Raw genomic sequence first — 22,163 nt, forward strand, 5'->3', positions numbered from 1 at the left:
CGCCCCTACGGTGTGTGGATTGTTGGAAATGGGTAAACCGTGGCGTTTGATCGTTGTAGGGGCAGGCCTGCGTGCCTGCCCTCTTCGTTCCGCCCGTACGGTGTGATTATCGGCGCCATGTGCATTCCCGGTTTTTCATTCCTGGCACGCCGCCAAAAAATCATCCACGGCCCCAAGACCATCAGCGTCCATCAGATTGATGATGTGGCTGCCGATTACGGCCACGTCGGCCAGGCCGTCCAGCATGCGTACGTGCTCGGGCCGCGAGATGCCGAATCCGGCGGCGATGGGTAGACCGGCCTTGGCTTTCAGCGCCTTGACGTAGTCGACCCCGGCCTGATCCATGCTTGTCCCCGCGCCCGTGATGCCGACCTTGAGCGTCGTGTAAAGAAGGCCCGAGGCGCGTTCGAGAATGCCCGCCAGGCGTGGGGCCGGGGTGTCGGGGGAGATGACCATGATCGGGTGCAGACCTCTTTGTCGCGCGGCTTGCGCATAATCCCCGTCCGCCTCGTCCCAGGGCAGGTCGGGCAGGATGGTTCCGCTGGCGCCGCTGGCCGCTGCCTTGTCGAGAAAGGCCTCCATGCCCAGCGCGTAGGGAATGTTGGCGTAGGTCATGAGCATGAAGGCCACGTCGAGTTCCCTGGATAAGGCCGCGCACAGTTCAAAGCAGTGCGCGGGGGTGATCCCTGCGTCCAGGGCGGCCTGGTTGGCGCGCATGATGGTCGGCCCGTCGGCCAGGGGGTCGGTGAAGGGGATCTGGATTTCGACCAGCCGCACCCCTCTGCGGGCCATGAGGCGGATCAGGTCGGCGTTGACATTAAGGCTCGGGTATCCGGCCACCACATGGGTCATGAGCTGGATGCCCTTCGCCTCTTTGAGGGCCAGGTCGATTCTATTTTCCATGACGTACCTCGTTTTCCAGAAAGGCAATCCAGTTTTCGCGGTCCAGTTCCATGGCCGTGATGAAGATGTCCTTGTCGCCCCGGCCTGAGATGTTGACGATCATGATCTCGTCCCTGGGCAGCGTCGGGGCCAGTTCGATGGCCCGGGCCACGGCGTGGGAGGATTCAAGGGCCGGGATGATGCCTTCAAGGCGGGTCAGCCGCTTGAAGGCGTCCAGGGCTTTCACGTCGGTGATGGGCGAGAACTCAACGACGTTCTGATCGAACAGCCAGGCCAGCTCCGGTCCGACTCCCGCATAATCGAGGCCCGCCGAGACCGAATGGGTGTCCTGCAGTTGTCCGCTCTCGTCCTGCAGGAAATAGCTCTTGTAGCCCTGCACGATGCCGACCTTGGGGCTGCCGCCGAAGCGGGCCGCGTTGTCGCCGATTTCGGGACCGCGCCCGCCCGCCTCCGCCCCGTGGAAGCGGATGCCCTTTTCCCCCAGGAAGGGGTGGAAGAGGCCGATGGAATTGGAGCCGCCGCCCACGCAGGCCACGAGATGGCTCGGCAGCCTGCCTTCGCGTTCCATGATCTGGGCGCGCGCTTCGCGGCCGATGACGGACTGGAAGTCGCGCACCATGACCGGGTAGGGGAAGGGCCCCAGGGCCGAGCCCAGGATGTAGTGCGTATCCTTCAAATTCTGAATCCAGTATTTGAGCGTGGCGTTGACCGCGTCCTTCAGCGTCCGCGTGCCATCGGTGACCGGGACGACCTCGGCCCCCAGAAGCTTCATGGCGTAGACGTTGGGATACTGGCGGCGCACGTCCACCTCGCCCATGAAGACCTTGCACTCAAGGCCGAAGCGCGCCGCAACGGTGGCCGAGGCCAGCCCGTGCTGGCCCGCGCCCGTCTCGGCGATGACCTTGGTCTTGCCCAGGCGTTTGGCCAGCAGGGCCTGGCCCAGGGCGTTGTTGATCTTGTGCGCGCCGGTGTGCGCCAGCCCTTCGAGTTTCAGGTATATCTTGCAGCCGCCAAGCTCGCGGGTCAGATTTTCCGCGAAATAGAGGGGCGTGGGACGGCCGCAGTAGTTTTGGTACAGGTCGGCCAGTTCGGCCGTGAATTCGGGGTCGTCCTTGTATTTCAGGTAGCCCTGTTCCAGTTCCTCCAGGGCCGGGACAAGCATTTCCGGCACATAGCGCCCTCCATAAGGGCCGAAATGGCGCGGGAGCATGTCTGATATCGTACTCATGGTTTTCCTCGCAGCAGTTGTAAGGCGTGGCGTATTTTTTCGTGATCCTTGATTCCGGGGGCGCTTTCCACTCCGGAGTTCAGGTCGAACCCGGCCGCGCCGGTGGTTTTCATGACCGTCAGGTTGTGTGGGCCAAGGCCCCCGGCCAGGTACCAGGGATGGGGGCATTGCAGGCGTTGCAGATCCTTGGGGGCGAGGCTCTTGCCGTGTCCGCCGCCGCTTTTGCCGCTGTCCAGCAGAATGGCCCGGCAGGCCGGGGCAAAGAGCAGCATGTCCGCGGCCAGCCGCTCCACCGTTGGGTAACGCTCGGGCCACATGGTCTTGATGACTCGCTCTGGACCCAGGGCGAGGCATTGTTCCACGGTGTGCCCGCCGTGAAGCTGGAGCAGATCGAGGCCCGCCTTGGCGGCGATGGCCTGGATTTCCTCCACGCCCTGACGCACGAAGACTCCGGTCTTGAGGGCGCGGTTGGGCTTTTGGGCGGAGACCCAGTCCTGTGTGACGTTTCTGGGGCTCTCAAGATGAAAGATGAAGCCAAGCAGATCGATGCCGAGCGCGTCGCAAAATTCGACATCCTCCGCTCTGGTCATGCCGCAGACCTTGATGATCATGATCGGCCTCCGCTCAGCCGGGCCAGGCCCAGACCGGGACTTTCGTGTTGCATGAGCGCCGTGCCGATGAGCAACGCGTCCAGGCCGGCAGCCTTGAGCCTGCTTACCTGTTCAGGGGTGCTTATGCCGCTGGCGCCGATCCAGATCTCTCCATCCTCCTTGCGTCGGACCATGTCCAGACAGCGACCAATGTCCGTGGTCAGCGTGTCCAGGTCGCGGTTGTTGACCTGGATGATGGTGCTCCCGATTTCCTTGGCCCTGTCCAGGTCGCGTTCATCGAAGACCTCGACCACCGGTTCAAGACCGCTTGTCAGGCACAGAGCGTGAAGTTGAGCCAGCTCGTCAAGGTCCTCGAACATGCGCACGATGAGCAGGATGGCCGAGGCCGGAGTGGCCACGGTTGCCTCCACCTGCAGGGGATGGATGATGAAATCCTTGCGCAGCAGAGGCAGGCCCAGCGGTGCTACCTCCGACAGAAAGCCGAGGCTCCCCTTGAAATAGTTCGATTCCGTCAGGATCGAGAGGGCGCAGGCTCCGGCCTCTGCGTATCCCCGGCAGGCTTGCAGGGGCAGGACATCAAGATTGATGTCGCCCTTGGACGGGGAGGCGCGCTTGTACTCGGCGATGATCCCCGAGGTCCCGGGCCGGGTCAGGGCCGCGCCGAATTCGGGGCGGACGCCCTCATGCGGGATGTGCCTGTGCCCCGCGTCACGGAGGCGGATGAGTTCGTCGACTTCAGCTTGCTTGGCCCGGCGGAATTTCTCAAGCATGGAGCGCTCCGCCGAGGAGCCCTTGCTCCACTTTGGCTTGGGCCATTTCCATGGCCAGTTCCAGGGGCAGGTCGTCTTCCAGCAGGAAAAGGGCCACGCCCAGATTGAGGGTGACCATGTCCTGGAGGGATTTTGGTCCCTGTCCGGCCAGAACCTGGCGCTGGAGCTTCAGTGCATCTTCCTTGCTGTCGCAGGCCAGGTCCCTCGGGACGCAGGTGGAGAGTCCGAAATCCGCAGGGTCAATGACCGTCTCGCGGATCTTGCCGTGTTCCACGAAAATGACCTGACCGGGTCCGCAGGGCGTCAGTTCGTCGAATCCGCCCGCGCCGTGCACGATGGCCGCGCGTTCGAGACCTTTTCTGGCCGCCAGCACCTGGGCGATCATGGGCGCGAATCGGAAGTCCGGCACGCCGAGAATCTGGTGGGTGGGCAGGGCCGGGTTCAAAAGCGGGCCCATGAGGTTGAAGATGGTGCGTACTCCCAGTTGCTGCCGTACCGGTCCCACGTGTTTGAAGGCCGGATGGAAATGCGGGGCGAAGAGGAAGACGAAATTGCGTCGCGCAAGCTCGTCCCTGACCGCTTCGGGGTCCGTGACCAGGGGGTAGCCCAGATCTTCGACCACGTCGGCGCTGCCGCATTTGCTCGACACGGCGCGGTTGCCGTGCTTGACGACCTGATAGCCCATGTCGGCCAGGAAAAAGGACACGGCCGTGGAGCAGTTGAAGCTCTGCTGCCCGTCTCCGCCCGTGCCGCAGGTGTCGATGCGCTTGCCCGAGAGCCCGGGGATGAGCCGGGCCTGTCCCAGGGCCGCATCCACGGCGGCCGAGAGTTCGGCGGCGGTTTCGCCCTTGGCCCGCAGGCCCATCAGAAAGGCCCCGGCCTGCACCGGGGAAACCGCGCCGGTCAGCAGGAGATCGAAAGCCTCCTTGGCCTGAATGCCGGAAAGATCGGCGCCCGTGGTCAGATATTCAAGAATATGGCTGATGGTGTTCATGGCTTACTCCGCTTGGATGTTGCACATTTTCAGGAAGTTGTTCAGCAGTTTCGGCCCTTCCGGCGTGAGCACGGATTCGGGGTGGAACTGCACGCCGACCCAGGGGCGGTCCTTGAAGGCCAGGGCCATGATCTCATTGTCTTCGGTGCGGGCGGTGACGGTGAAGGGCAGGTCCCCCTCCCCATGCACGGCCAGGGAATGGTAGCGGCCGATCTGCATCGGGTTTTGCACCCCTTCGAAAAGCCCGGTCCCGTCGTGTCGGATGTTTGAAGTCTTGCCGTGCATGATCCGCTGGGCCGCGCCCACGTTCACGCCGCTGTGATGCGACAGGGTCTGATGTCCGAGACACACGCCAAGGACCGGGACGCTGCGTGGCACCAGATCGAGAAACTTAAGGCACAGCCCCGTGTTGCGCGGATGGCTCGGGCCGGGGGAGATGATCGCTCCTTGCAGGCGCGGGTCCGTGGCCAGGGTCAGGATTTCCGGCTCGTTGTTACGAAGCACCAAGGGGTTTGCGCCCAAAGATTGGAAAACCTGAACCAGGTTGAAAGTAAACGAGTCAAAGTTGTCTATCAGTAAAATCATCTCCGCCTCCGGTGCTGGTGATGGCCTTCAAAATCGCCCTGGCCTTGTTGTGGCACTCCTGCCATTCCTTTTCGGGGTCCGAATCAAAGACCAGCCCCGCCCCCGCCTGCCAGTTGATTTGGCCGTTTTCCACCCACAGGGAGCGGATGGTGATGCCTGTATCCAGATTAACCTGCCCCTGGTCCAGGCCGATCCAGCCGATACCGCCTGCATAGGGGCCGCGATCGAGCTTCTCTTCGTCCGCGATGATCTGCATGGCCCGGATCTTGGGCGCTCCGGAGACCGTCCCGGCCGGGAACCCGGCCTTCAAGACGTCGATGGCGTCAAGGCCCTCGGCCAAGTGCGCCGAGAGGTAGGAGGTCAGGTGCATGACATGGGAGAATCGTTCGACCTGCATGTACTTGTCGACGTGCACCGTGCCGGGGGCGGCGATGCGGCCGAGGTCGTTGCGCCCCAGGTCCACGAGCATGACGTGTTCGGCCCGCTCCTTCTCGTCGCCCAGCAGCTCCTCGGCCAGGGCCTGATCCTCGGCCTCGGTGGCGCCGCGTACGCGGGTCCCGGCGATGGGTCGCAATTGCAGGAGACCGTCCTCGCAGCGGATGAGCAGCTCCGGAGACGAGCCCATGATGGTCAGGTCCCCGAAGGACATGAAGAAGGTGTACGGGGATGGATTGATCTGCCGCAGCCGTCTGTAAAGCTCGAAGGCGGAGCCGGAAAACGGCGCGCTGAAGCGGGTCGAGAGCACGATCTGGATGGCCTCGCCCTGGGTGATCAGCTCCTTGGCCCGGCAAACGCGGCGCAGGAATTCGTCCTGGTTCGGCGTGGTGGTGATGGCCCCGACGACCGGAGGGGCAGGCGTGCTCGGACGCTGGCAGCCGTTCAGGTTGGTGGAGGAATCCAGTGTCAGATAGCAGCAGCGGTGGTGCAGGTGATCGAAGAGGATGACCTTGCCCGGCAGGACCATGATGGAGCGCGCTTCTTCGGGCGGCAGCTTGTCGGCAAGCGCCGGCTCGAAGATGCCGCCCATGTTGTAGGCCATGTAGCCGCACACGCTTCTGGTCACCGCCGGAAGCGGGCCCAGATTTTCGGGGCCGGTGACGGTCAGTTCGGCCAGGCAGGCGCGCAGCCCGGAAACGTAATCCTGGCCGCTGAATTCCTTCAGGCCGTGCAGGCGCGGGTCGTAGCTCTGGACGTCGAGCTTGCCGGAGACGCAGGACAGGATCAGCCGAAAATCCCAGCCGATGAGGCTGTAACGGCCAAGCCGTCCGTCCACTTCGGTGCTCTCAAGGAGAAATCCCTGCTTTTCGCGCACCAGCGTCAGATACAGGGAGATGGGCGTCTGTGTGTCCGCCGGGAGCCAGGTCCCCTGTTGGGGTAGGATGATCATGGTGCCTCCATAATCGATTGTTGAATTTCGGATAAAAAAAAGCCGGATCCCCTGGAGGATCCGGCTTTTTATGCCTTTTATGCCTGAACTAACGGCACTACGATGCCGTCAGGAAGCGGGTCCCCCTGCGTCATGCTGCTTGCGCCACCACCAAAGAGCCTTCTGGCTCAAGAGTTCCAGATCGCCGCCGGCAGCGACGTTCAGGTATGAACGGAATATGCGCACGGCCTCAAGGCTGTGCGGATTTGCTTCGAACATGGTGGAGAAGAGGGGAGCGTCCTGGGTGATCATTTTCGTGGCCGCCTCCATGCGTCGCCCGAACGAGGGCGTGAAGAAACGCTCGATTCCGTTTTCCAGAGGGGAAGCACAGAGATAAGCGACGGTGGTCACGAAGTTGAGTCCTTGGATGTAGGCCATGGCTTGGTCATGCTCATCGGCCGTGGTGTTGAACGGGGAGAATCCCAGCGAGCGGAGGCAGTCTGATAGATTATCGCTTGCCTCTTGGTCACGCCCCACGGTTACGGCAATACGCAGCTCCGCGTCAAGTGTTCCGGGCCCGAAAAGTGGATGGGTGCCGACCACGGGCGTCGTGGTCAGCGCCAGCATTTCGCGCAGGGGCTGGACCTTGACCGAGCAGATGTCGGCCAGGATGCAATCCTGCGTAAGATACGGCGCTATCGCCTGGGTGACATCCTTGACCGCCGTGATGGGCACGCACAAGAGGACCAGCGCGGCGGTGCGTACGGCCTCGGGCAGGGCGGCAAGGTCCAGCGGGTGGTCGAATTCCGTGACGGGATTTCTCGCCTCGCGAAAGCGCTGCGCAAACCGCGCGCCCATCTGCCCCTTGGCACCGATGATCACGATGGGCGATGCCGGGCTAAGCCTCATGAGCTTCTCCAAGACCGTTGCCGAGGCGAACCTTGCCCCAGACGTCCCAGAATCCGGGAAAGGATTTGGCCACGCAGGACGGGTTGTCGAGGTGAACGCCGATGCCGCCCAGTTCGAGAATGGCGAAGCTCATGGCCATGCGGTGGTCGCCGTGGGTGAGCATGTCCACGTCGCGGGGCAGGAGTCCGCCGTTGCCGCGAATGACCATGCCGTCGGGCCGGGCCTCAATGTTCACGCCTGCCTTGGACAGCTCCGTGACCGGGCCCTGGATGCGGTCGCATTCCTTCAGAGTCAGATGCGCGGCACCGGAGATGACCGTTTCCCCGGTGGCGAAGGCGGCCATGGCCGCAACCGTGGGCACGATATCGGGGCAGGCGTTCATGTCGACGTGCACGCCGTGCAGCGCGGATGGAAAAACCGTGACCACGTCATCGGTCCATTCGATGCGCGCTCCCATGCGGGTCAGGATCTCAAGCATGAAGCGGTCGCCCTGGGCCGAGGATGGGTTCAGCCCGGAGATGCGCACCGGAGCGACGCCGACGGCTCCGGCCGCCAGAAAGTAGGATGCATTGGACCAGTCGCCTTCCACGCGCATGGCTCCGGCGCGGTAGGGCGCCGGATGGACGATGAGACGGATGTCCGTGGGGGGCAGATCTGCGGCCTCGGCGTGGGCGCAAGGCTGCCAGTCGTCGAGGATCCGGCGTTCCAGTATCACGGGCACGCCGAAGCGGGCCATGGTGTCGAGGGTCAGGGCGACATAGGGCCAGGAGGCCACGGACTTGCCGATCAGCCGGATGGTCGTCGTCCCGGTCGCCAGGGGTGCGGCCAGGAGCAGGCCCGAGAGGTACTGGCTGCTCTGTTCCAGATTGATGGTCACCTCGCCGCCGGACAGGCCGGGGCTGGACATGACCAGGGGCGGGTAGCCGTCCTTTTCCTCGAAGGTGACGCGCACTCCCTGGCGGGTCAGGGCGTCGGTCAGGTGCGAGACGGGTCGGTCGTGCATGCGCCCCTCGCCGAAAATACGGTAAATGCCGGTGATGGCCGTGACCACGGCGGCCATGAGCCGGCAGGTGGTGCCGGACTCTCCGACGTTCATGGAGACCGGCTCGGATGCGTCTGGCCGCGACGCCGCGCCGATGCCGTGCACGAAGAGCTTGTCTTCCCGGGGTTCGATCGTCGCGCCGAGCAGGCGCAGACACTCGGCGGTGCGGGTCAGGTCCTGGCTGTCGAGCACCCCTTCAAGCAGGGAGTCCCCTGTGGCCAGGGCCGCGCAGATGAGTGCCCGGTGCGACAGGGACTTGGATGAAGGCGCGGTGATGCGGATGAGCGGGTTCATGAGGACTCCTGGGTTATGCCTGCGCCGTAGAGGTGCGGGCCCGTAGGATAGCTGCCGAGCACGCGCATGGTGTGGCAGAGGCTGGTCAGATGCTTCATGGTGTTCTCGTACTGCTCCTGGGACAGGTCGCATTCCACGTCCATGAAGAAGACGTATTTCCACTTTTCGCCCTTGAGCGGCCTCGACTCCAGTTTGGTCAGGTTGAGCCCCTGGTCGGCCAGGAGGTTCAGGATGGCGGCCAGTGCGCCGGGCTTGTCCGGAGTGGTGAAGAGCAGCGACGTCTTGTCGCGGCTGCTGCCCACCGTCGGCGTGGGGCCGATGACCAGAAAGCGGGTCCAGTTGTCGGGCAGGTCCTGGATGTCCAGGGCCACGGCCTTGAGTCCATAGCGCTCCACCAGACGCGGATGGCCGATGGCGGCGGAACCCTCGCCCTCGCGCTCGGCCTGGGCTGCCGCCGCTGCGGTGCTCTCGGTGGGGACGACGACGGCCTGGGGTACGTTGGTGCGCAGCCAGCCCGAGCACTGGGCCAGGGCCTGGGGGTGGGAATAGACCGTGCGCACCGATGCCAGATCGGCGTTTGTGGCCAGCAGCGCGTGGCTTATGCGGCTGAAAAGTTCGGCGTGGATATAGACGTTGTATTGCAGAAAGAGGTCCAGGCTCTGGCCGACGCTGCCCTGCAGGGAGTTTTCAAGCGGGATCACGCCAAGGTCGGCCTTGCGCGAGGCCACGGTCAGAAAGACGTCGTGCAGGGTCGGGCAGGGCGAGAAGTCCATGGAGCGGCCGAGGTATTCAAGGCCCGCCAGATGCGTGAAGGTCCCTTCGGGGCCGAGGTAGGCCACGGTCTGGGGCTGCTGCAGGCGGCGCGAGGAGGACAGGATCTCGCGGTAGATGGCGCGCAGGTGGTCTTCGGGCAGGATGCCGGGGCTTAACGCATTCAGCCGGTTCAGGACCTCCTTTTCGCGAAAGGGCTTGAAGACGATGTCCAGGGAATCGGACTTGAGCTGGCCCACCTCGCGGCTCAGGGAGGCGCGCCGATTGAGCAGGCCCAGGAGTTGTTCGTCCAGGTCGTCGATCTGGGTCCGGATCTCGGTCAGACGCTGCGTGGATGCGCTCATTCCTTGATCTCCTCGGTGATGCGCATGCCGAAATGCCTTCCTGCCTGATCCGTGCGGCACAGCACCTTGTCTCCGGCCTTGAGGTCGACCACGCTGACAGGGCGGCCGTCGGTCCGCACCATGCGGATGGTCTCGGCGTTTTGCAGGAAGAGGGTTCCCATTTTCCCGTTGCACTCGGCCTCGATGAGCAGCATGGGCCGGATTTCGACCTTGCAGCGGCCCACCGTGGCCAGGGTGGTGGAGCCGTCGGCGCCGACGATGAGCACTTCGGTGCCGGTCTTGAGTTCATCGAGATACGTGGTCCTGTCCCCGGGCATGGCGGCATAGGCGTGCACGGCCCCGGCATTGATTCGGAACGGGCGGGGCGCCACGTAGGGGTTGGACTCGGTTTCGGCGTTGATGAGGAAGGTGAAGGCGCTCGAATTGCCGACCAGCATGCCCTGACCGGATTTCAAAAGACTCATGGTGTCCACGCAGACACGGTGGCCGAGCCCGGCGGAGGTGACGGCGGTGATGGTCGCGGTTTCCAGTTCCATGGTTCCCTGGCTCAGTTTGAGTTCACGCACGATGGTCTTGAGATCCTCGGCCGCGCCGGGCAGGACGACGACGGTTTCGACCCCTCGCTCAAGGATGCCGGCGGCCAGCCTGGCGCGGTCGAGGCTGGCGGCTTCAACGGCCAGGCGGTCGGACTGGGCCAGGATGTTTTCCACGGGAATGATCTCCCAGCCTTCACGCAGGATGACTTCCCTGCCCTGGCCCAGGAGACGCACGGCCTCTTCCTCGTCGGCCTTGGAGGACAGGAGCACATAGGGCTGGTCTTCGGCGGCCAGGACCTGGATCTTGCTCAGCGCTTGCACGGAGGCGACATGCTCGCGTTCGACAATGACCGCGTCCACGCCGGATTCCAGAGCCAGGGTGATTTCCCCCTTGTCGAAGGGGACGCCGGAAAAGAGTACTTTTTTCATGACACTGGCCTAGAGTTTGGGTTCTTCGAGCAGCGCCAGGGCCTGTTCGACGGAGTAATCCATGTGCACCACGGCGTGCAGGGCCTGGACGAGCCGGGTCGGATCTTCGGCCTGGAAGATGTTGCGTCCCATGGACAGGCCCGCGCCACCCGCGCTGATGGAGTCGTGGGCCATCTGGATGATGTCGCGCGGGGAGTCCATGCGCGGTCCGCCGGCAATGACGATGGGGATGCAGCAGCCTTCGGTCACCCTGGCAAAGGATTCGGGATCGCCGGTGTAGACGACCTTGATCACGTCGGCGCCCAGTTCTTCGGCCAGACGTGCGCAGTGCGCCACGGTCGCCGGATCCCATTCGGATTTGACCTTGGGGCCTCGTGCGTAGACCATGGCCAAAAGCGGCATGCCCCATTCGGCGCACTTGGAGGCGACCTGGCCCATGTCGCGCAGCATGTCGCGTTCGGACTCGTCACCGAGGTTGAGGTGCACGGACACCGCGTCGGCGCCAAGCTTGATTCCGTCCTCGACTGTCCCGACCAGGATCTTGGCGTTGGGGAAGGGAGAGAGGGTGGTGCTGGCCGACAGATGGATGATGAGGCCCACGTCGCGGCCATGACCCCGGTGCGAGCAGCGCGGCAGACCTTTGTGCATGAGCACCGCGTTGGCGCCGCCCTCGGCCACTTTGTTCACCGTGGAGCGCAGGTCCACCAGACCGTGGATGGGGCCGACGGTGGTTCCGTGGTCCAGGGGCACGATGATGCTGCGGCCCGTGTTGCGGTTGAAGATTCTTTCCAGCCTGACGCTTTTTCCCATGTTCATGATTTCCTCCGGTTTCGGCCGGGCACCCGGGGCCTTAAAATGTAAAAAAGGGCCGCCGGCGTATTGCCTGCGGCCCTAAGGTTGGTTTGCTTCGTCAAAAAGGCTAAAGCAGTCCCCTCAGACCACAGGCTCTGCTAAAATAAAAGTACCAAAAAAAGTACAGGCTGTGATTGAGGGAGAAGTTTGTCATAACGATTGCCTGATTACTCAGTTTGTCCGAAGGCTGTCAAGAATTTTTATGACCGCCGGTCATTTTTATTTTGGGTGGTGATTTCGCCGTTGATGCGCGGCGTCCGGAGTTCTCCATTTTGGGCATTGATGCACGCTGGGTTCGTGCGTATGGTGGGGCAATTCCATTCCGCCAGGACCAAGGAGAGGGGTGCATGGCCGCCAGGAACGCAATGCCCGGAGTGATCCGGAAAATCTGTCTGTGCTGTCAGGGCGGGAGCCCGAAATTTGTCAGGGAGTGCGAGCATGTCCTGTGCCCGCTGCATTCGTGCAGGATGATCGAGGACGGGGAGGACACCGCTCTGCAGAGTTGTATTTCGGCTTTTTGTCTGGCCTGCGCGGGTAGTGCCGAGGCGGTGGCCGATTGCAGCGCGAACGTTCCCATCGGCGCGCAACCGCCATGTCCGGCTCATCCTTTCCGCATGCCCGCAGAGGCTCCTCCGGAGCAACAGGTCCGCCCTTTGCCTGGCCTTGGCGCAGTCCCGGAGCGGCTTGCGAAGTCAGGCGCCCGTGGGAATGCGCGAATTTTGGAATCCGTAGCGGATGATTTGCCAAGGGTTTCGGTGACATTGGACCAGTCTCGTCATGAAGGGCTGGCGGGCATTTCACCCGGGCGTGCGCCCGAAGCGTTGGATATTTGATATGACGGAAAAAATCGAAAAGGTGGATGGAATTCTGGGAAATTTCGAGCGGCGGCGGCAGATTGAAAAAGAGGTTGCCGAGTCCAAGTCCGTCGGGCGGACCCGTCCCAGGCAAAGGGAAACTGCCCCGGGTTCCCCGGTCTGGAATGAACTCCATGCCGAGGACAGACTGGTGGATGAGAAGGGGTGATCCCTAGCCGCGAATCAGGTCTATTCCGGCCAGAATCCAGCTTTGTAGCACATGGTAGCCGCTTGCGATGACATCCCACCAATGATTGGCCAGGGAGAGCACGGACAGGACGGACAGGAAAAAGAGGACGGTCCAGACCCTGTGAATGATGGCCCGGAGAATGCGCATGAAAAGGGATGAATTGGAAGCCATGGAACTCCTCTTGATGTCTTGGTCGGTCTACTTTCTTCCCCGGCCTTTGCGTCCGCCCCGACCTTTCGGGGGGAAACCGATGTTCTTGATCACCCAATAGGCGGCGTAGCCAAAGGCCGCGAGAAGGAAAAAGCGCGGAAAAAACAGGCAAAACAGTAGTCCCGCGATGAGAATCAGGGGATGAATGCCTAGTCGACGGATGAACGTCTGCGCTTGCCGCAGTAAATTTTCAGCTTGTTTCATTGCCTGAATCCTTTATTATTAGGCTCAGCTTACTAAGCCGAATCATCTTGAAAGTAAACGGAAAATACTTTTTTTTGCGAGTCATCGTCCCCTTTCTTTTCGCTCATCACCCTTATCTTCCACAGGAAATCACATGCCTTTCGTTTCGAGTTGCCCCGAGTCGGGTTTCGATATCCGTGCCCTTGAGTCCCTTTTTACCGACCGCATGCCGCGTCTTGCGCACATGCGTGACGCCGCGTCCTTTGCCCAGGATCTGTCGGAGAGCTTTTCCCTGCCGACGGAACATGCGCGGCTGCTGATCCGTTCAGCACTGCTGCACGACATCGGGTACGCCTCAGCGCTGCGCCGTTTCGAATACCATGCCCTCGACGGGGCACTGTTCCTGGAGGAGAAGGGCGAACATCCATGGGTGGTGGAAGGGGTGCTGCGTCATTCCCAGGCGGACAGGAGGGGGGGGCGGATGCCTCTCGTGAGCGAACACTACGCCAGTCGGCCGCCGCTGGCCGAGGCGGATTGGCTGGTGCGGGCCGTGACCGTGGCCGATTGGCGCGCCGCCGGTGTGGGCAAGCGGGTTTCCTTTGCGCGGCGCTTCGAGGATATCGCCGCGCGCAACCCGGACAACCCCGGGAAGGTGCGGCAGGCGGCAGCCATGGTGAACGAGGTGCGGGATTCGTTTTTGGAGTGGGCGCGGGACATGGCCACGGAACGCCGCCCCCTGCCTTGGGTTTTTTGCGATGTGGACAACACGCTCATCCGTCCCGGAGACGGGCTCTCGGATGCAAACAAGACGGCGGTCAAGGCCTACGTGGCGGCAGGCGGAGCCTTTTCTGTCGCCACGGGCAAGCATCCTTTGAGCATCGCCCCTCTGGTTTTGCAGTTGGGCCTGAACACCACCCAGGTGGCGGGCAACGGGTCCTGCCTGCTGGACAGGAACGGGATAACCGTCCTTGACGAGCTCAGGGAGGCGGAGGAGGCCCTGCGTTGCGCCCTTGAGAGCCGGGGACTGCCCATCGCCGTTTACCGCCCGCAAGGCATCGAGACGGGAGGACTGTGGCCGGCATCCCTGGATGAGATTTTCGACCGCTACGGAGAGATCCGCCCCACGCGGACGCGCTTGCCGGGCGCGGCGCTGAAGATTCTGTGCATTGTGGATGGTGATGATCTCCGGCGTGAGGATGAGCTGCGCCTTCTGGCTGCGGAACTGGGCGTGGATTGCTGCCGCAGCGACCGGCATTTTCTGGAATTTCTGCCCAAGCGGGGGAACAAGGGACAGGCTGCCCGTACCGTCATGGAACGTGCCCAGTGGCCGGTTTTGCACTCCCTGGCCGTGGGCGACACGGAAAATGACGAGCTGCTCTTTGCCCTCTGCGGAGCTTGCGCCGCCGTGGCCAACGCCGGGGAGTGGACGCGGCGTGGCGCGGACTGGACCATCGGACAGTGCGCGGACGGCGGTGTCGGAGTATTTTTGGACCGGCTGCGTCTCGGTTTGGGCTGGGCCGGGCTGCGCTCGGACATGACCTTCTGAAAGAAGGGGGAAAAGGGCCTGCCGGGGGCCATGCGGTGTCGGCCGCGAGGACCCCGTTGAGTTCAGCGGACTATTGTTGGGGCGGGACGGGATCGTCGATTCCATCCCGCCCTTCGATATCGGCGTTGCGGATGGTTGTGATGATCTGTTGCAACTGTCCCGCGCTGATCAGGTGCTGGGAATGGAGCCAGTGGAATTTGCGGATCTCTTCCTCGGGATCATTGGCGAAGTTGATGTTGCCGTACCATTCGAGCAGCTGTTTTTTTCTGCGCTCGCGTATGGCCTCCATGATGCGGTCGTAGTGCCTGTCGTGGAGCAGGACGATTTCTCCGGCGTCGGAACTGAGTGATGTCAATTCGATTTTGGTCAGGAAATGGAGAAGGAAGCACGCGATTCCGGGGAAGAGGAAGATGATCCCGAGAAGATCGCCGTGGGCCATGGTGTAACCAGCCTGCGCCAGCCCCCAGGCCGAAAGGAGAATCCCTCCGTTGAACAGGGTTGCGTTCCGCTCCGAGGTGCGTTGCGGGTCCATGCCGATGGAGCCGTAGGGCAACTGGAAGGAGTGCGAACCATAGGCGTCGACCCTGGTGTAGGTCAGGGTGTCGGGTTCGAACTTGAACGTGAAGGTATTTGAAAATCGTCGCTGGGTGATGAGCATGGGCGGAACTCTCCTGATTCAAGGCCGGTGCATCCGTGTAGGGTTAGGTGCTTCGGGCCGGTTTCGTCAAGAATTGTGGCGGAGCCGCGGAACGGCATCTCTGGACTGGATGCCCGCGGCGGAAAATTTGCGCAGACGGGCGGGCGGTGGGATGCTGAAAAGAAAAAAGGCCGCGTAATGCGACCTTGATTTCATGGTGCCGGGGGACAGAGTTGAACTGCCGACACGGGGATTTTCAGTCCCCTGCTCTACCGACTGAGCTACCCCGGCTCGACGGAAGACCGTTACTATGGAAATCGGCCTGCTTTGGCAAGCTAAAAAATGGGATTTGCAAAATTTGTGGTCGGGAGGGGCCGTCGGCAGGGGTCGATGAGTCGCCGGCACATCCGAAAGGTCGATGACGTTTCGTGCCGGGCTCGGCAGAAAAGAAAAAAGGCCGCGTAATGCGACCTTTGATTTCATGGTGCCGGGGGACAGAGTTGAACTGCCGACACGGGGATTTTCAGTCCCCTGCTCTACCGACTGAGCTACCCCGGCAACGTGTGGTGAGAGGTGCTTTTATGCAAAGGCGATGGCGAAGGCAAGAGGGAATTTTGTACTTTCCGAATTTCCTTCGTTTTGTTCAAACCAACTTCCGGCAGCAGGGCTGCCGGCGTGAAGATTGGTCCGCGCCCCGCAATTAAATTCATCAGGATGGCCCGCCCTGCATGATTCGAACATGCGACCAACGGATTCGAAGTCCGGTACTCTATCCAGCTGAGCTAAGGGCGGAATTGGGGATTAATGGTGATGCTTGTCGGGTCCGTGTTCCTTGTTCAGGGAATAGACGATAAGGCCGACGCAGCAAAGGCCCAGGGCAAGAATGAGTCCAGAAAACATGGGATGCCTCCTCTTGATTATGATCTAGTCCAAAAACATAGGCGAGATCCTTCTTGACTTCAAGTGCTTTTCTTCACAAGTCGGTAGCAGCTTGAGGCGACGGGGTGGCGTTTTGAAGCGGTGGAGAGTATGTGACCCTGATTGCGGAGAAAACTTTTCAAACAACCGGTTCCGGAGTGTTTTATGAGAATATTGAAATGCGGTTTGTGCATGATTTATTTCTGTTTCTTTTCCCTTCCTGCCTGGGGCGCGGAGACCTTGACCATGCGGGAAGCCGTGGAGATCGGACTGAAGTCGAATCCTTCGGTTCTGGCCGCGCGCGAGGCGCTTATGGCCTCGGACTATGCCGTCAAATCGGCCAAGGCGGCTTTTGGGCCATCCTTCAGTACGCAGTATGGCTACACCCGGCTCGACGAACGGCCGCGTTCCTTCGGGGTCAACGCGGGCACACTGGACAACTGGGAACTTGCCTTCAATGTGCACCAGCCGCTGTTCACCGGATTCAACCTGTTGACGACGCACGAAAGAGCCATCTTGGAGAAGGAGCAGGTCGCATCGCAGATCGACAATGTCGAGCTGCGGCTGATCGTCGCCATCCAGGACACGTTCCTGCGTTTGCTGCAGGCGCGGGAGAATGTGCGCTCCGCCGAGGATTCCCTTGTCCGACTGCGGTCACAACTGAAGGTGAACACCGCGTTTTACGAGGTCGGCCTGCGTCCCAAGCTCGACATGTTGCAGGCCCAGGTGGACGTGGCCACGGCCGAGCAGTTGCTGTTGACCGCAGAAAACAACGAAGCGACCTTGATCGCCCAGCTGAACACGTTGCTCGGCAAGAGTGTGGAGGCGGATGTAAGCTATGTCGGAGAATTGCGCTATTTTCCCATGCCTTTGACTCTCGAAGAATGCCTGGAGCGCGCGGGCCGGCATCGTCCGGATCTGCGCATTGCCCGTCAGGCCGTCATGCTGGCGGAAAAGGACAAGGTGCTGGCGGCGGTGCCGTACTATCCGCAGGTGGCCGCCGATTTCAATTACATCCGCCAAGGGGAGGATCCCCTGGTGCACGGCGGAGACTACCATGCGCCCAGCCAGTGGAACGCACAGGTCGGGATGAAGTGGACCTTTTTCGAATGGGGAAAGACCTATTACGGGGAAAAGCAGGCGGAAAAAAATGTGAGCCGGCTGGGTCAGGAGTATCTGAATCTTGAGAATGACGCCTCGTTTGAGGTCAAGAAGAGCTTTTTGCAGATTCAGGCCGCTGAAAAACGCATCTCTGCCGCGAGGCAGGGGCTGATCGCCGCCAAGGAGAGCTACCGCATGGCAGTGGCCAGGTACGAAGCTCAGGTGGGCACCAACACTGACGTGCTCGATGCCCAATCAAAGCAGACGCTCAGCGAAGCCAGCCTGCACGAGGCACTGTCGGATTATGAGCGCTCCGTGGCCGAGCTTTATGGGGCCATGGGCCAAAGAAATCCGGAGCTTTTGGCTCAGTGAGGGAAGTCTGGAGCTCTTTTTAGAATCCAAGGCCAAAATCGAAGAAAGCCGGACCCTTTTCAGGATCCGGCTTTTTTTATGCCTTTTCGCCTGGGCATGGCGCATTTCTTTTCCGCGAGAACCGCAAGCTCGGTCAGCCTTTCGTCCACGGCTGCGTAGATGGAGTTTTGCGAGAAACGGCCGTCCTTCAGGCGTTCTCCGGCTCTCTTGCCGGTCAGGAACTCCATGGCCTCCTCGATGGTGCTGACGGGATGGATATGAAATTGTCGGTCCTTTATGGCCTGCAGCACATTGTCCCGAAGCACCAGGTGTACGATGTTGTCCCTGGGAAGCAGCACTCCCTGCTGGCCGGTGAGGCCACGTCGCCTGCAGACTTCGAAAAAGCCTTCAACCTTGTGCGTGACCCCGCCCACGGCCATGATGGCCCCCGACTGGGAAATGGCTCCGGTAAAGGCCAGATCGAGGCGGATCGGCACGTTTGAAAGGGCGGAGAGCAGGGCCGCGAGTTCCGCGCCCGACGCGGAGTCCCCATCGACCTGGGCGTAGCTTTGCTCGAAGCACAGGCTGCCGGTCAGGACGAGTGGCTTGTTGCGGGCAAACAGGTTCACGAAATAGCTTTTGAGGATCATCATGCCCTTGGTGTGGATCGGGCCGCCGAGTTCGGCTTCACGTTCCAGGTCCATGATGCCGCCGTGGCCCACACCCACAGTGCAGGATATCTGATGCGGCAGGCCCATGACGTAATCCCCGACCTGGGTCACGGACAGGCCGTTGGCCACGCCGACTCCCTGCCCTTGGGTGCGGACCTTGATGGATCTGCGATCGTATTCACGCAGGAACTCCTCCTGGTACAGGTTGGTCCTGTATTCGCGTTCCTCAAGGGCCTGCTTCACGATGACGGCGTCAATGACCCGTTTGTCCTGGGTGATGGCCAGGGCATTGGATTCGATCATGATCTCGCGCAAATGCGAAAAATGCAGGGACAGGCGCTCCCGGTCTTCGGCCATGCGGGTAGAGTAATTCACCAATTCCGCGAAGGCGTCCTTCGTGAATCCACGCAGGCCGGTTTCGCGTCCGGCGCGATCCAGGGCCTGGGCATACCCGGTGATGGACTCGGGGGTGCGCTCGACGGTGTCCTGAATATGCGCCTTGAGCTTGAATATCTTCCGGAACCGCTCGTCATGCATGTAGAGCAGTTCGTATGTCTCGTCGTCGCCGATGAGCAGAACCTTGAGGGAGAGCGGAATCGGGTCCGGACTGATGGTGCGAGTGCGCAGCAAGTCGTAATGATCCGTAGGGTCGTCCAGGCTCGACTGCTTGGTGCGCAGGCAGCGCAGCAGGCCTTCCCAGGCGGCGGGGTGGTTCAGGAGGTCGTCCACGCGCAAGATGAGGAATCCGCCATTGGCGCGATGCACCGCCCCGGCTTTGATCAGGGAGAAATCGGTGTAGTAGGTGCCCCATTCCGTTTCACGCTCCACGCAGCCGAGGAGGTTGAAAAAGCCGGGGTTGATTTCCTTGACCACGGGCGCGCCGGTGACTTCGGAATTGTCCACAAAGAGGTTGACGTCGTAGCGCTGGAAAAAGGAATCCGACAGGCCTTCCCCCTGCTGTTCCGGCCCGGTGCGGGGCTCGCGCTCCTGCCGACCCTGATAGTGGGGAAGGTTTTCAAGAATGTCTTCCTTGAAGGCATCGAAATATTTCTTGAGCGCCTTGTTCTCGGTGAATTTTTTGTGGATGGGCATAAGCAGACGGTCCACGAGGCTTGCGGCATGCTCTTGCGCCAATTGCACCTCCTTGGCCCGGAATTCCTGCTCGCTTTTATTGACCAACCGTGAAAGGTCCGCGATGGTGTTAAGGACGGCACTGCTCTGGTCCTTGAGAATTTTCTTCTGGGAGGACTCAAGACGTTCGAATTCTTCCGAACTGAGGACCTTGCCGTCCACCAGTGGCGTCAGTGAAACCGCTCCGGTGTCATCGATGTTCAGACTGAACCCTTTTTTCTGGGCGGCTTCATCCATCCTGTCCATCAGATCGTCCCGCACCAGGGCCAGTTTGGTGAAGAGCTTGTTCTGGAGCCTGAGGTAGCTGGCCTGCTCGAAATGACGCGGCAGGTCGCGGCGTAGACGTTTGACGACGCGCTGCAGGTTCTCTTTGAGAACTTTGCCCTGACCGGGCGTCAGGCTGACCAGGAGCGGCTTGTCGGGATTGTCGAAGTTGTTCAGATAGACGAGGTCTGGAGGCGTCGTTCCTTCCTTGGCCCGGGGGAGAAGAAAGTTCTCGACAAGATATGTCCGTCCAAGTCCCGGTTCTCCGGCGACATAAACATTGTATTCCATGCCCGGAATGGAGAGCCCCATTTCCAGGGCCTTGCGGGCTCTGGGCTGGAACAGGCAAACGGCGTTCGTGTTGTCGCGGATATCGTTGCTGCGCAGGATCTTGCGTGGGTCCGGCTCGATCTTGAGTTGACGGGCTTTGAGTTCAGGGATGTTTTTCATTGATTCTCGTGCTGCCGGCTTTTATGCCGGGGTTGTTGATTTCGTGTCCGGGCATAGTGCGAATAGGTCCTGCTGGCAAGCCAACCTCTTCCGGCGGCAGTGGGTTTAATAATTGATGGATGTGCGCGCAGGGCATGGGTGGAGGGGTTTTAAAATTCATCAGGCGAAAAACTTTGGTTGACGCGAAGTTGGGGGGTGTGGTAGCCCCGACTTCGATTTGTGATTTATTGCACGAACGATCTGGGACAGCAAAAACCCATCGAGACGAACATATGCTCTTTAACAGGAAAAATTCCAAACATTTCGAGTCGCTGGGTATTGCTTCGGTGATGGGGCTTCAGTTGGTATCCGGGGTGGTAGTGGGCTTTGCCATGGGCTACTATCTCGACAAATATTTCGGAACAAAACCTTGGTTGACGCTGATTTTTTTGGTGTTTGGCATCATCGCCGGATACAGGAACATGTTTCGGGAAATGCAGCGTATCCAGAAGAAAGAAGCGGAAGCCGATGCTCGCAACAATGCAGAAGAAGATTGAGCGCGTCCTCTACGCCCGGGGATTTCACGTCCCGGAGGTGCGCAAGATGGCGTTGCGACAGGTTTACTTTCTGCTTGGAGCCCTGCCGGCGCTGGCTTTTGGCTGGAAAGGCCTGGACCTTGCAACCGGTGTGCTGCTTGGAACCCTCAACTTTCTGGCGCTGGCCAAGTTGATTCAGGAATTGGTCTATTTGCAAAAAAGTGCTGTGGTTGTTCAGATTTTCAGCTTTTACGGACGCCTGATGATAACGGCATTGGCCTTTTATGTGCTGATCGCCCATCTGGGTTCCTCCGGTGTCTGGCTGCTGATGGGATTTTCCACTGTGCTGATCAATATTTTGCTTTGGGGAATGTCACAATTTTTGGGGAAAACTTCTAAGGAGGCGTAAAAATGGCAGGGGATTTACATCCAATTTTCTTAGTAGAGGAAGTAGTAAAAGCCATTGGTCTCGTGGACGCTCATGGTCACAGCTTGATACCGGGCCAAGTCCTCCACGCGTGGGTGGTCATGGGTGTGCTCATCGCTCTTGGCATATTGGCCACGAAAAAACTCTCCCTTGTTCCTAAAGGGTTGCAGAATTTTTTTGAGCTGCTCATCGAATCATTAGAGAACTTTGTCGTTGCCAACATGGGCGAAGACGGTCGAAAGGTCTTCCCGGTACTTGCGACCCTGTTTATTTTCATCCTGTTCAGCAACTACGAAGGTCTGGTGCCCGGCCTGGACGCTCCTACCGCGAACATCAACACCACTCTGGCCATGGCCGTGTTCGTGTTTGTGTACTACCAGTACTGGGGGTTCAAGCTGCATGGATTCCACTACATCCATCACTTCACCGGGCCTGTTCCGTGGCTTGCTCCGCTTATCTTTCCCATCGAGGTAATCGGGCATTTCGCACGCATGCTTTCGCTCTCTTTGCGACTTTTCGGAAACATCAAGGGTGAGGAAATCGTGCTGGTCCTGCTGTTCATGCTGGCCCCGGTCGTATCCACCGTTCCGATTTACTTCCTGTTCATGTTGCTGAAAGTCATCCAGGCTTTGGTCTTCTTCATGCTGTCCATGCTTTATCTGAAGGGAGCATTCGAAGAGGCGCACTAATTTGGGGGAAATGGTCTTTTCGACCACTAATCATTATACGTTTTAGGAGGTTTTTGAATCATGCGTAAAGGTTTTCTGTCCGTACTGGCCACTGTCGCTCTGGTAGCTGTCGCTTCTTCCGCTTTCGCCGCTGACGCTGCTCCTGAAGTCATCTCCACCATCGCTTGGGCTGCTTCCTTGGGAATGGCCATCGCCGCTGCTGGTTGTGGCATCGCTCAGGGTCTCGCCGTCAAGGCTGCTTGCGAAGGCACCGCCCGCAACCCCGAAGCTTCCGGCAAAATCACCGTGACCATGCTGATCGGTCTTGCTTTGATCGAATCCCTGGCCATCTACGCCTTGGTTGTTAACCTGATCCTGCTGTTCGCCAACCCCTTCGTTGGCTAACTCTGATC

At 60.6% G+C, this 22,163-nt stretch carries 23 protein-coding genes and 3 tRNA genes; 7 read left to right on the forward strand and 19 right to left on the reverse strand.

What is annotated here, in order from left to right; genetic code table 11:
• Positions 1 to 135 precede the first annotated feature (135 nt).
• From trpA to H4684_RS08560, 12 genes are all read right to left on the reverse strand, one after another.
• On the reverse strand, positions 136 to 903 hold the full coding sequence (trpA, locus tag H4684_RS08505; RefSeq protein WP_192623458.1) for a tryptophan synthase subunit alpha: 768 nt from the start codon (positions 901 to 903) through the stop codon (positions 136 to 138).
• Positions 893 to 2,131, reverse strand: a complete 1,239-nt coding sequence (gene trpB / locus H4684_RS08510) for a tryptophan synthase subunit beta (protein WP_092190543.1) — start codon at positions 2,129 to 2,131, stop codon at positions 893 to 895. The genes trpA and trpB overlap by 11 nt, the downstream gene beginning before the upstream one ends.
• Positions 2,128 to 2,742 carry a phosphoribosylanthranilate isomerase gene (locus H4684_RS08515; protein WP_192623459.1) on the reverse strand — a complete coding sequence of 205 codons (615 nt, stop codon included), beginning with the start codon at positions 2,740 to 2,742 and terminating at the stop codon, positions 2,128 to 2,130. The genes trpB and H4684_RS08515 overlap by 4 nt, the downstream gene beginning before the upstream one ends.
• Positions 2,739 to 3,512, reverse strand: coding sequence for an indole-3-glycerol-phosphate synthase (locus tag H4684_RS08520; protein WP_192623460.1), 774 nt, complete (start codon positions 3,510 to 3,512; stop codon positions 2,739 to 2,741). Before H4684_RS08520 ends, H4684_RS08515 begins: the two co-directional genes overlap by 4 nt.
• The gene (gene trpD / locus H4684_RS08525; protein WP_161949064.1) at positions 3,505 to 4,506 is read right to left on the reverse strand and encodes an anthranilate phosphoribosyltransferase; all 1,002 of its coding nucleotides are present in this window, start codon (positions 4,504 to 4,506) and stop codon (positions 3,505 to 3,507) included. The genes H4684_RS08520 and trpD overlap by 8 nt, the downstream gene beginning before the upstream one ends.
• A gap of 3 nt (positions 4,507 to 4,509) precedes the next feature.
• Complete coding sequence (locus H4684_RS08530) at positions 4,510 to 5,091, reverse strand: anthranilate synthase component II (protein ID WP_192623461.1); 582 nt, start codon at positions 5,089 to 5,091, stop codon at positions 4,510 to 4,512.
• Positions 5,066 to 6,478 (reverse strand): anthranilate synthase component I family protein, encoded by a 1,413-nt coding sequence (locus H4684_RS08535; RefSeq protein ID WP_192623462.1) that lies wholly within the window; start codon positions 6,476 to 6,478, stop codon positions 5,066 to 5,068. The genes H4684_RS08530 and H4684_RS08535 overlap by 26 nt, the downstream gene beginning before the upstream one ends.
• Before the next feature lie 108 nt (positions 6,479 to 6,586).
• Positions 6,587 to 7,366 carry a prephenate dehydrogenase/arogenate dehydrogenase family protein gene (locus H4684_RS08540; protein WP_092190551.1) on the reverse strand — a complete coding sequence of 260 codons (780 nt, stop codon included), beginning with the start codon at positions 7,364 to 7,366 and terminating at the stop codon, positions 6,587 to 6,589.
• The gene (gene aroA, locus H4684_RS08545) at positions 7,356 to 8,702 is read right to left on the reverse strand and encodes a 3-phosphoshikimate 1-carboxyvinyltransferase (RefSeq protein WP_192623463.1); all 1,347 of its coding nucleotides are present in this window, start codon (positions 8,700 to 8,702) and stop codon (positions 7,356 to 7,358) included. The genes H4684_RS08540 and aroA overlap by 11 nt, the downstream gene beginning before the upstream one ends.
• Entirely contained in the window at positions 8,699 to 9,817 is a 1,119-nt protein-coding gene (gene pheA / locus H4684_RS08550) for a prephenate dehydratase (protein ID WP_092190555.1), read from the reverse strand. The genes aroA and pheA overlap by 4 nt, the downstream gene beginning before the upstream one ends.
• Positions 9,814 to 10,782, reverse strand: coding sequence for a 3-dehydroquinate synthase II family protein (locus H4684_RS08555; RefSeq protein WP_192623464.1), 969 nt, complete (start codon positions 10,780 to 10,782; stop codon positions 9,814 to 9,816). The genes pheA and H4684_RS08555 overlap by 4 nt, the downstream gene beginning before the upstream one ends.
• Positions 10,783 to 10,791: 9 nt before the next feature.
• Positions 10,792 to 11,598: a 2-amino-3,7-dideoxy-D-threo-hept-6-ulosonate synthase gene (locus tag H4684_RS08560; protein ID WP_092190559.1), complete on the reverse strand. Its 807-nt coding sequence runs from the start codon at positions 11,596 to 11,598 to the stop codon at positions 10,792 to 10,794.
• 870 nt (positions 11,599 to 12,468) lie between these two features.
• Between H4684_RS08560 and H4684_RS08565 the strand changes: the two genes are divergently transcribed.
• Positions 12,469 to 12,657: a hypothetical protein gene (locus tag H4684_RS08565; RefSeq protein WP_092190563.1), complete on the forward strand. Its 189-nt coding sequence runs from the start codon at positions 12,469 to 12,471 to the stop codon at positions 12,655 to 12,657.
• Positions 12,658 to 12,660: 3 nt separating this feature from the next.
• Here the strand turns inward: H4684_RS08565 and H4684_RS08570 are convergent, their stop codons facing one another.
• Positions 12,661 to 12,849, reverse strand: a complete 189-nt coding sequence (locus H4684_RS08570) for a hypothetical protein (protein ID WP_092190565.1) — start codon at positions 12,847 to 12,849, stop codon at positions 12,661 to 12,663.
• A 27-nt stretch (positions 12,850 to 12,876) separates the two neighbouring features.
• A complete protein-coding gene (locus H4684_RS08575; RefSeq protein WP_092190567.1) occupies positions 12,877 to 13,092 on the reverse strand; it encodes a hypothetical protein in 216 nt (71 codons plus the stop codon).
• 133 nt (positions 13,093 to 13,225) lie between these two features.
• Between H4684_RS08575 and H4684_RS08580 the strand changes: the two genes are divergently transcribed.
• Positions 13,226 to 14,617: an HAD-IIB family hydrolase gene (locus tag H4684_RS08580; protein ID WP_192623465.1), complete on the forward strand. Its 1,392-nt coding sequence runs from the start codon at positions 13,226 to 13,228 to the stop codon at positions 14,615 to 14,617.
• Between the two features lie 70 nt (positions 14,618 to 14,687).
• Here the strand turns inward: H4684_RS08580 and H4684_RS08585 are convergent, their stop codons facing one another.
• The 4 genes from H4684_RS08585 to H4684_RS08600 form a co-directional block, all read right to left on the reverse strand.
• Positions 14,688 to 15,275: a hypothetical protein gene (locus H4684_RS08585; protein WP_192623466.1), complete on the reverse strand. Its 588-nt coding sequence runs from the start codon at positions 15,273 to 15,275 to the stop codon at positions 14,688 to 14,690.
• A gap of 194 nt (positions 15,276 to 15,469) precedes the next feature.
• Positions 15,470 to 15,545: transfer RNA gene (locus tag H4684_RS08590), tRNA-Phe, on the reverse strand.
• A 191-nt stretch (positions 15,546 to 15,736) separates the two neighbouring features.
• Positions 15,737 to 15,812, reverse strand: a tRNA-Phe gene (locus H4684_RS08595).
• Between the two features lie 157 nt (positions 15,813 to 15,969).
• Positions 15,970 to 16,046: transfer RNA gene (locus H4684_RS08600), tRNA-Arg, on the reverse strand.
• A gap of 291 nt (positions 16,047 to 16,337) precedes the next feature.
• Between H4684_RS08600 and H4684_RS08605 the strand changes: the two genes are divergently transcribed.
• Positions 16,338 to 17,645, forward strand: coding sequence for a TolC family protein (locus tag H4684_RS08605; RefSeq protein ID WP_192623467.1), 1,308 nt, complete (start codon positions 16,338 to 16,340; stop codon positions 17,643 to 17,645).
• A 59-nt stretch (positions 17,646 to 17,704) separates the two neighbouring features.
• Here the strand turns inward: H4684_RS08605 and H4684_RS08610 are convergent, their stop codons facing one another.
• Positions 17,705 to 20,140, reverse strand: a complete 2,436-nt coding sequence (locus H4684_RS08610; RefSeq protein WP_192623468.1) for a Lon protease family protein — start codon at positions 20,138 to 20,140, stop codon at positions 17,705 to 17,707.
• A gap of 173 nt (positions 20,141 to 20,313) precedes the next feature.
• Here H4684_RS08610 and H4684_RS08615 point away from each other — a divergent pair, with 173 nt between their 5' ends.
• From H4684_RS08615 to atpE, 4 genes are read left to right on the forward strand one after another with little or no spacing between them, the layout of a single operon-like run.
• Entirely contained in the window at positions 20,314 to 20,676 is a 363-nt protein-coding gene (locus H4684_RS08615) for an AtpZ/AtpI family protein (RefSeq protein WP_225940335.1), read from the forward strand.
• Positions 20,660 to 21,064 (forward strand): hypothetical protein, encoded by a 405-nt coding sequence (locus tag H4684_RS08620; protein WP_092190585.1) that lies wholly within the window; start codon positions 20,660 to 20,662, stop codon positions 21,062 to 21,064. Before H4684_RS08615 ends, H4684_RS08620 begins: the two co-directional genes overlap by 17 nt.
• A 2-nt stretch (positions 21,065 to 21,066) precedes the next feature.
• Positions 21,067 to 21,771 (forward strand): F0F1 ATP synthase subunit A, encoded by a 705-nt coding sequence (atpB, locus tag H4684_RS08625; RefSeq protein ID WP_015774960.1) that lies wholly within the window; start codon positions 21,067 to 21,069, stop codon positions 21,769 to 21,771.
• Positions 21,772 to 21,831: 60 nt separating this feature from the next.
• On the forward strand, positions 21,832 to 22,155 hold the full coding sequence (atpE, locus tag H4684_RS08630) for an ATP synthase F0 subunit C (protein WP_092190587.1): 324 nt from the start codon (positions 21,832 to 21,834) through the stop codon (positions 22,153 to 22,155).
• Positions 22,156 to 22,163: the final 8 nt, after the last annotated feature.

The organism is Desulfomicrobium macestii (assembly GCF_014873765.1).
Taxonomy (GTDB): Bacteria; Desulfobacterota; Desulfovibrionia; order Desulfovibrionales; family Desulfomicrobiaceae; genus Desulfomicrobium; species Desulfomicrobium macestii.